General features: G+C 41.1%; 2 protein-coding genes. One reads left to right on the plus strand and one right to left on the minus strand.

The window, feature by feature from the left end:
* Positions 1-689 precede the first annotated feature (689 nt).
* The gene (locus ACFPOF_RS29440; protein ID WP_378139029.1) at positions 690-1,127 is read left to right on the plus strand and encodes a hypothetical protein; all 438 of its coding nucleotides are present in this window, start codon (positions 690-692) and stop codon (positions 1,125-1,127) included.
* A 1,865-nt stretch (positions 1,128-2,992) separates the two neighbouring features.
* Here ACFPOF_RS29440 and ACFPOF_RS29445 read toward each other — a convergent pair.
* Positions 2,993-3,184, minus strand: a 192-nt coding sequence (locus ACFPOF_RS29445) for a hypothetical protein (RefSeq protein ID WP_378139031.1), incomplete at its 5' end; no start/stop codon positions are given.

Genomic DNA, 3,184 nt, shown 5'->3' on the forward strand with positions numbered 1-3,184 from the left:
GAATGATCCTCTTCAAAGCTGTGATTAGTAGCCACTTTGAAATCGGAATAATTGTAACAGACCTAATAAGAACGAAAGAATAGTCCTCTTCAAAGCTGTGTTTAGCAACCACTTTGAAATCGGAAAAAATGGTAAAAGCCTCAATAAGAACGAATGAATAATCCTCTTCAAAGCTGTGATTAGCAACCACTTTGAAATCGGAAAAATGGTAAAAGCCTCAATAAGAACGAAAGAGAGATCCTCTCCAAAGCTATGATTGACAGCCACTTTGGAATCGGAATAATGGTGAAAGCTATTTTTAAGGCATGAAGGCTCAAGAGCCAATATAGATCAGATTGAAAGACATATTAAGTGCAGTTTTTGTAATTCAGGAAGTCGGAGGCATCGGATAACACCATGTTCACGCTTCGGGCCATTCGGCCCTCGGTCCGGCAGGAGTAAGATGCGGATTCAGAGAAGTATTTGGCAGCAGCAGGGAAGCGGAATCAGCCGGACACATCCGCACCGACTAAGCGCATCGCGCCCGGCGACTTCGTCGCCTTAAGTCGGTGGGACGTCGTGAACACATTTACGTTATCCGAAACCTCCGAGTTCAATAAAAGCATTTTTTAGTGATTACTTATCTCGGATTCAATCGGAGTAGAGACATTGGTCATAACCATCATGATAATGAGGGTATGGAGGATTATATGAAAGGAATATTCGGAGCAATTTTAATATATCTGACTTATCTTGGTGCTGGAGTATTCTTAATGGGCACATGGCCTTTTAAGTTCGGAATTGAAGGTAGTGCTATTGAAGTTTTAATTGTAACTCATTTAGCACTTGTTATGCTTTTATATCTAACTTCAAAAATAATCAATAAATACAAAGGGATACCTGGATTACTTTTATTCTTTTCATGGTATCTTTCGTCTACTGTCTATGGGGTCATACAGATCAAAAAAATGTTTGATGTATATAATTCAGATATTGATGGCTGGAATCATTTTCATCGATGGGATTTTTTGTTATGGGAATGGAGTGTACCTGTTTATATTGGATCTGTACAATTAATTATCATGCTATGTCATTTCTTTTTTAGAATTCTCAAAAAGCAAATATATTCAAATTTAGAGATGAAGTGAACAAGAGCGAATCTGATTGCATATCAGGGAGTCGGAGGCATCGGATAACACCATGTTCACGCTTCGGGCCATTCGGCCCTCGGTCCGGCAGGAGATAGATGTCGGTTCGGAGAAGTAATTGGCAGCAGCAGGGAAGCGGAATCAGCCGGACACATCCGCACCACCTAACCGCATCGCGGCCGCCCTTCGGGCTTAAGGTGGTGGGACGTCGTGAACACATGAACGTTAGGCGAAACCTCTGTAAGGACGATATCATTCAATCCAGTGAGGAGCAGTTTCTATTTTCAAATCAAACTAAAAGACCAAATTGGAAAGACGAAGAGACATTTATCTCTCTCAAGCTGTGATTAGCAGCCACTTTCAATTCGACCCATGATTTAAAGATAAAGATCGAATAATACGATTACGACTGAATCAAGAAGGATGAAGAGAACGAATAGTAGAATCAAGAAGACAGAGGCATCGCCTAACACCATGTTCACGCTTCGGGCCATTCGGCCCTCGGTCCGGCAGGAGTTAGATGAGGATTCGGAGAAGTAATTGGCAGTAACAGGGAAGTGGAGTCAGCCGGACACATCCGCACCACCTAACCGCATCGCGGCCGCCCTTCGGGCTTAAGGTGGTGGGACGTCGTGAACACATGAACGTTATCGGAAATCTTCGCAAATGAATAAATAAAGAAGGAGTGAATGCTCTGTTAGTTTGCAAATGTCCGAACTGCACAAAAGAAGCCATTTCGTATTTCAGAATTTTATTAATAACTTTTAAATCCAATAAAGTAGAAGTTCAATGCAAAGAATGTGGAGTACCATTGATACTTTCAAACTGGAGTAAATTACTTCATGTAGTAACAATTGTAGTAACCAGTTTCTTGTTTATTTTTTTCTTGAATGAACAGATCAATAGTAAATTTATTAAATTATTATTTTATATAATGCTGTTTATAACAATTCACATGTTAGGTCTTATATTTATACCATTACGAAAAAAATTAAATAAATAATACCAATGATTCATCGAAATATAGTAATTTTAAGTGATTCAATGAAGGCGAAGACATCCGATAACACCATGTTCACGCTTCGGGCCATTCGGCCCTCGGTCCGGCAGGAGTTAGATGAGATTTCGGAGAAGTAATTGGCAGTAGCAGGGAAGCAAAATCAGCCGGACACATCCGCACCACCTAACCGCATCGCGGCCGCCCTTTGGGCTTAAGGTGGTGGGACGTCGTGAACACATGAACGTTAAGTGAAATTCCCGCGAAGAACAGATTTGTTCAGATGACTCGATGAAGAGAATTTAAAAGCCGTCTGTAGAAAGTAATTCGATGAAGAGAATTTAAAAGCCGTCTGTAGAAAGTGTCTCAAATGAAGAGAATTTAAAAGCCGTCTGTAGAAAGTATTTCGATGAAGAGAATTTAAAAGCCATCTGAAGAAAGTGTCTCGAAGAAGAGAATTTAAAAGCCGTCTGTAGAAAGTATTTCGATGAAGAGAATTAAAATGCCATCTGTAGAAAGTGCCTCTAAGAAGAGAATTTGAAAGCCATTTGTGGAAAGTGTCTCAATGAAGAGAACAATACCAACGATTTAAGTAGCAAACTCGAAGAAGGCGGGAACATCACTTAACACCATGTTCACGCTTCGGCGGACGAGCCGCCTCGGTCCGGACCGAAGTTAGGTGTAGAATCGAGGGTGCAATTGGCAGTAGCAGGGGAGCGGAATCAGCCGGACACATCCAACTCCCTAACCGCATCGCGGCCGCCCTCCGGGCTTAAGGGAGTTGGACGTCGTGAACACATGAACGTTATCCGAAACCTCCGAAATCTAGTGCCTGTTGGGAAAGAGCATTGAAATTAAAGCCATAAGATTACATGTATAACTTAAGAACATCCTCTTCAAAGCCGTAATAAGCAGCCACTTTGAATCGGAATAATTGTAACAGACCTAGTAACAACGAAAGAATGATCCTCTTCAAAGCTGTGATTAGTAGCCACTTTGAAATCGGAATAATTGTAACAGACCTAATAAGAACGAAAGAATAGTCCTCTTCAAAGCTGTG

This window comes from Cohnella soli, from assembly GCF_042655525.1.
In the GTDB taxonomy this organism is placed as follows: domain Bacteria; phylum Bacillota; class Bacilli; order Paenibacillales; family Paenibacillaceae; genus Cohnella; species Cohnella soli.

Bases quoted from the DNA above. Each gene is read 5' to 3' on its own strand.
- ACFPOF_RS29440 (WP_378139029.1), top strand. From the start codon at position 690: ATGAAAGGAATATTCGGAGCAATTTTAATATATCTGACTTATCTTGGT.